At 65.1% G+C, this 4,653-nt stretch carries 7 protein-coding genes and 1 pseudogene; 4 read left to right on the forward strand and 4 right to left on the reverse strand.

From position 1 onward, the window contains the following. Both QAT43_RS14360 and QAT43_RS14365 read left to right on the forward strand, forming a co-directional pair. A pseudogene (locus tag QAT43_RS14360) lies at nucleotides 1-315 on the forward strand (SAM-dependent methyltransferase); the annotation flags it as partial. Continuing rightward, the gene (locus QAT43_RS14365; protein WP_305043775.1) at nucleotides 315-1,247 is read left to right on the forward strand and encodes a membrane dipeptidase; all 933 of its coding nucleotides are present in this window, start codon (nucleotides 315-317) and stop codon (nucleotides 1,245-1,247) included. The pseudogene QAT43_RS14360 and the gene QAT43_RS14365, both read left to right, overlap by 1 nt. Nucleotides 1,248-1,263: 16 nt before the next feature. On the opposite strand, the gene QAT43_RS14370 is transcribed toward QAT43_RS14365, so the two are convergent. Together QAT43_RS14370 and QAT43_RS14375 are read right to left on the reverse strand one after the other, a co-directional pair. Further along, nucleotides 1,264-2,388, reverse strand: a complete 1,125-nt coding sequence (locus QAT43_RS14370) for an aminotransferase class V-fold PLP-dependent enzyme (protein ID WP_305043776.1) — start codon at nucleotides 2,386-2,388, stop codon at nucleotides 1,264-1,266. Continuing rightward, nucleotides 2,378-2,554, reverse strand: coding sequence for a hypothetical protein (locus tag QAT43_RS14375; RefSeq protein ID WP_305043777.1), 177 nt, complete (start codon nucleotides 2,552-2,554; stop codon nucleotides 2,378-2,380). The genes QAT43_RS14370 and QAT43_RS14375 overlap by 11 nt, the downstream gene beginning before the upstream one ends. 91 nt (nucleotides 2,555-2,645) lie before the next feature. Here QAT43_RS14375 and ppnP point away from each other — a divergent pair, with 91 nt between their 5' ends. Further along, the gene (gene ppnP, locus QAT43_RS14380; RefSeq protein WP_305043778.1) at nucleotides 2,646-2,975 is read left to right on the forward strand and encodes a pyrimidine/purine nucleoside phosphorylase; all 330 of its coding nucleotides are present in this window, start codon (nucleotides 2,646-2,648) and stop codon (nucleotides 2,973-2,975) included. Nucleotides 2,976-3,040: 65 nt separating this feature from the next. On the opposite strand, the gene QAT43_RS14385 is transcribed toward ppnP, so the two are convergent. Together QAT43_RS14385 and QAT43_RS14390 are read right to left on the reverse strand one after the other, a co-directional pair. Further along, a complete protein-coding gene (locus QAT43_RS14385) occupies nucleotides 3,041-3,469 on the reverse strand; it encodes an FKBP-type peptidyl-prolyl cis-trans isomerase (RefSeq protein ID WP_305043779.1) in 429 nt (142 codons plus the stop codon). Between the two features lie 100 nt (nucleotides 3,470-3,569). Further along, entirely contained in the window at nucleotides 3,570-4,229 is a 660-nt protein-coding gene (locus QAT43_RS14390; protein ID WP_305043781.1) for a YceH family protein, read from the reverse strand. A gap of 209 nt (nucleotides 4,230-4,438) precedes the next feature. On the opposite strand from QAT43_RS14390, the gene QAT43_RS14395 reads away from it, so the two are divergent. After that, the coding region (locus QAT43_RS14395) for a carbamoyl phosphate synthase preATP-grasp domain-containing protein (protein ID WP_305043782.1) at nucleotides 4,439-4,653 on the forward strand (215 nt) is incomplete at its 3' end.

Below are 4,653 nucleotides of genomic sequence, written 5' to 3' on the forward strand. Positions count from 1 at the left end.
CTGATCGACAAGCTGCCCGCGCCGCGCCGTCACCTGGCCGAGCTCGACCGGGTGGCGACCCTGACCGGGAGCACGCTGCTGCTGGCCGATCCCTACTCCTGGTCGCGGGCCTGCGCGCCCCCGGAGGCCTGGCTGGGCGGAACGGAGCGCGGGCCTTACGCCGGACGCGGCAGCGACAACCTGCGGCGCCTTCTCGCCCGCGAGTGCCTGCCGCCCTGGCAGCTGGTCGCGGAGGAGACGGTGCCCTGGATCATTCGCAATCACGCCCGGCATTTCGAATTGATACGCAGTCATACCCTGCTGGCGGAGCGCTGATGACGGACACTTGCCTGGCCGACGGCCATGTCGACCTGCTCTACGATCTGGAGCGACGTGGCGCGCCAACCTCGTTCACGGAACTGGCGGATGGGCCGGTGACGCCGGGAACCCTGGCGGCGGGCCCTGTCGGCCTGCTGGTCTGCGCCCTCTACAGCGAGGACTGCTTCAACGGCCCCGGCAGTGCTCGGATGCGCCTGGAGGTTCTGCGCCGGCAGGCCGATGAGCAGCTGGCAGGTTTTCTCCGGATCAGGCATGGAGCGGACCTGACAGGGGTGGCACCTGAGACGGCCTGTCTGTTGCTGCTGGAAAACGGCGATGCGCTCCTCGATGCCGATCTCGATGAATTGCAAGACTGGGGATTGCGGGTGGTGGGATTGACGCACGCGGGGTGCAACCGCCTGGCGGACGGCAACGGCAGTGCCGCGCCGCAGGGGCTGAGCGCGGCCGGACGGGGTTTGCTGCGCGAACTGGCGCTGCGCCGTTGGGTCATCGACGCGGCGCATCTTTCCGAACCGGCCCTGGCGAAGGTGCTGCGCGATTATGCGGGGTCGGTGATCAGTTCCCACACCGGCCTGCGCCCGTTCTGCGACCGGCGGCGCAACCTCGGCGAGGCCCAGGCGGCGGCCATCATCGCACGCGGCGGCGTGATCGGGTTGACCCTCGCCCCGGAAATGCTCAACGGCACGGACCGGGCCGAGCGCGCCGACCTGGTGCGACAGCTTGACTGGCTGGTGCAGCGCTTCGGTCCGCAAGGAGTTGCCCTCGGCTCGGATTATGGGGGCTTTGACGGGGTCTGCGCGGGGCTGGAAAGCTACGCCCACTGGCCGCTGCTGGCCGCGGATCTGCGGGCCTTGGGCTATCCCGAGGAAGCCGTTGCCGGCATCCTCGGCGAAAACTGGCGCCGCTTCTATCAACGGGCCTTGCCCTAGGTCCTATGGCGGTCCCTCACAAGCAGTCATCCAGCGCCGCGAAAAAACCAGCCACATCCGCCTGGTTGTTGTAAAAATGCGGCGAGAGCCGCAGGCGCCCGTTGCGCAAGGAAAGCATCACGCCCTTGGCCGGCAGGGCGTGAAACAGCGCCTCGGCCTTGCCCGGCGGCTCGAAAAACAGCAGCCCGGCGCGCTCTTCCGGTGACAGGGGCGAGGTGACCCGCAGGTCCCGCTGCCGCAATCCCGCGGCCAGCTCATCGCAGAGGCGCAAAACCCGGGCGCGGATTGTGTCGCGGCCCACTTCGGCGAGCAGATCCAGCGCCGCTTCCAGCCCGAATATTCCCGCCAGATTGAGGGTGCCCGGCTCAAATACCGCGGCGTCCCCGCGCAACTGAAAATGCAGCTCGAAGTTCTCCGGATCGACCACCGCCTTCCAGCCCGCCAGGGCCGGTTGCAACACCTCGCGCAGATCCGGCGCGACGTAGAGCAGGCCGATGCCCAGGGGTCCGAGCAGCCATTTGTGGGCGCCGGCGGCCAGGGCGTGAATCCCCAGGCGCGGCGCATCGACGGGCAGCACGCCGAGGCTCTGGATGGCGTCGACCACGAAAAACAGACCCTTTTCCCGGCACCAGGCGCCGATCTCCTCCAGATCGGCGGCAAAGCCGCTGGCATAATCGACGCTGCTCAGGGTGAGCATGCGGGTGCGCGCCGTCACCACCCGCTCAAAGTCGGCGGGGCCGATGCGCCCGTCGCGGCGCGGCACCTCGATGATCTCGACGCCGCGGCGTTCAAGGTTTTGCCAAGGATAGACGTTGCTGGGGAAATCAGGCACCGGCACCAGCACCGCGTCGCCCGCTTGCCAGGGAAAGGACTGAGCGACCAGGGACAGGCCGAAGGAGGTGTTGCCGACGAAGGCCAGGTCTTGCGCCTGACCACCCACCAGAGCGGCGGCCTTGCCCCGCGTCGCCATGACCCGGCGGCCCCAGGCGGCGTAATTGCGGCTTGATTGGTGCGCGCATTCGCTCATGAAGGCGTGCATGGCCTCCACCACGCGCAGGGAGGGGGGGGCCATGGCGGCATTGTTGAGAAAAATCTGGCTGCGGGTGACGGGGAACAGCTCGCGCCAGGCGTCAGTCGTCATGGGTCCGATCCTCGGCGGCATCGCCCTTGTCCTTGCGCAGGGCGAAATAGACGGCGGCAATGGCGGCGGCCGCGACGATGAGCAGAAAAAACGGCCAGACGCGGTCGAGAACGGAATGTTGCGCCTCGTGAGCGAGTTCGGAGAGCAGAATGCCGACGCCGAACATGGTCCGACCTCCTCCTGGCTTGCGGTGTCACGTGATTCTGTGATACCACAGCCTCGGCCGGTAAGTCATCAACCGCTTGAGGAGATTGGGCATGAGCTATGGTTCCCCGCAAAAATTCGACAATGTGAGCGTCGCCTGCAAGGCCAACATCTACTTCGACGGCAAGGTCGTCAGCCACGGCCTGACCTTCGCCGACGGCAGCCGCAAGACCCTGGGACTGATCCATCCCGGCGAGTTCAAGTTCAACACCGAGGCGCCCGAGCGCATGGAAATCATCGCCGGCACCTGCCGGGTGCGTCTCGCTGGAGATAGGGATTGGCGCAGTTTCGCGGCGGGCACCTTTTTCGACGTGTCCGGCAAATCCTCCTTCGAGATCGCCGTGGACCAAGGCATCGCCGAGTACGTCTGCTCCTTCCTGTAATTCCCAAGACAAAAGGGCGGCCCCCCGGGACCGCCCTTTTGTCTTGGCGTTCAAGAAAAAATCCTTCAGTTCTTTTCCACCAGCTCGATTTCGAAATTGAGGTTCTTGCCGGCCAGGGGATGATTGGCGTCCAGGGTCACCTTGTCGCCGTCGATGGCGGTGATGGTGACGATCAAGGGATGGCCATGATTGTCCTCGGTCTGAAGCTGCTGGCCGATTTCCGGGTTGATGTTCTGGGGAAACTGCCGCCGGTCCACGTCGATGACCAGTTCCTCGCGGTGCGGGCCGTAGGCTTTTTCGGCGGGGATGTTGATGGTGCGGGTTTCGCCGAGGGTCATGCCGACCACCGCTTCGTCGAAGCCGGCGATCAGCTGGCCGGCGCCGACCTGGAATTCCAACGGCTCGCGCTCGCGGGACGAATCGAAAACCGTGCCGTCATCCAGGGTGCCGGTGTAATGAACCTTGGCGTTGTCGCCGCTTTTCACAGGTGCCATGATCTCTCCTTTGTCGGGCTGAAAATTGCTCCTACCTTAGCAGACCCGCCGTGCGAAAGGCAAAGTTTCGCCGGAAATTTTCCCTTTTCGCGCCGCGCGCCTACTCGAACTGGGCGCGAAAATCGCTCATGCTCTGGCGCAGCTCCGCGATCTCCAGGCGCAGGGCGGCCACCTCCTCCTCCAGTTGGGCGATGCGCTGGTCCACGGCCGTGACCTGAACCCGCGCGGCCTCGGGCGGAACGCCACGCGGCGCGGTGTCCACGGCCGGCGATCCGGCAAGCAGGTGCGCATAGCGGTTTTCCTTCTGCCCCGGCTGGCGCGGCAGTTGGGTGGCCAGGGCGGGGCTGTGCTCGGCCAACTCGCCGAGGATTTCCTCGACCACGGCCAGATCGGCGAGGGGCTGCATGCGCTCGGCGCGGGTGCGCAATTCGCCGAGGGTCTGCGGCCCGCGCAGCAGCAGTTCGGCGAGCACAGCCAGTTGCGGCGGCTCCAGGTGCAGTTTTTCCGCCAGGGTGTGGCGATAGCGTGGCACGCGCACCCCTTCCGCCGACTGCATGGCCAGGCCGCGGGTGCGCAGGGCGTCGAGGGCGCGAATCACGTCGGCGTCCTCCAGGCTCATGACCGGATCGCGGTTGGATTTTTGATTGCAGGCGTTGGTCAGGGCGTTGAGGGTCAGGGGATAGTATTCGGGGGTGGCCATCTCTTTTTCGAGGAGACAGCCCAGTACGCGAATTTCCACATCGTTGAGAAGCAGGTCCATGCTCACCTCGCTGGTTCGGTCACATCAGGAAGGCGCTATTATAAGCACAATCGCGCCTTCCTGATGAACAAATTATCGCTTGCCTGGCCGCGCTGCTGAAAAGATTACCAGGCTTGCCGTGCCTGCTTATTGCGGTTGCACTGTGGGGCAATCTCTGCAATATTGTTGCGTCAAAATTAAGCACAGAAGCAGTTTTCCAGGAGATAGCCATGCCGCGACGCGACGACGTGAAAAAGGTACTCATCATCGGCTCGGGCCCGATCATCATCGGCCAGGCCTGCGAATTCGACTATTCCGGCACCCAGGCCTGCAAGGCGCTGCGCAAGCTCGGTTACCAGATCGTTCTGGTCAACTCCAATCCCGCCACCATCATGACCGACCCGGGCATGGCCGATGCCACCTATATCGAACCCCTCAACGTGGC

The sequence above is a fragment of the Geoalkalibacter sp. genome, assembly GCF_030604225.1.
In the GTDB taxonomy this organism is placed as follows: domain Bacteria; phylum Desulfobacterota; class Desulfuromonadia; order Desulfuromonadales; family Geoalkalibacteraceae; genus Geoalkalibacter.

What these genes read in the sequence shown, in the direction of transcription:
- QAT43_RS14365 (WP_305043775.1), top strand. Translation starts at nt 315, where the DNA reads ATGACGGACACTTGCCTGGCCGACGGCCATGTCGACCTGCTCTACGAT.
- QAT43_RS14370 (WP_305043776.1), bottom strand. Translation starts at nt 2,388, where the DNA reads ATGACGACTGACGCCTGGCGCGAGCTGTTCCCCGTCACCCGCAGCCAG.
- QAT43_RS14375 (WP_305043777.1), bottom strand. Translation starts at nt 2,554, where the DNA reads ATGTTCGGCGTCGGCATTCTGCTCTCCGAACTCGCTCACGAGGCGCAA.
- ppnP (WP_305043778.1), top strand. Translation starts at nt 2,646, where the DNA reads ATGAGCTATGGTTCCCCGCAAAAATTCGACAATGTGAGCGTCGCCTGC.
- QAT43_RS14385 (WP_305043779.1), bottom strand. Translation starts at nt 3,469, where the DNA reads ATGGCACCTGTGAAAAGCGGCGACAACGCCAAGGTTCATTACACCGGC.
- QAT43_RS14390 (WP_305043781.1), bottom strand. Translation starts at nt 4,229, where the DNA reads ATGGACCTGCTTCTCAACGATGTGGAAATTCGCGTACTGGGCTGTCTC.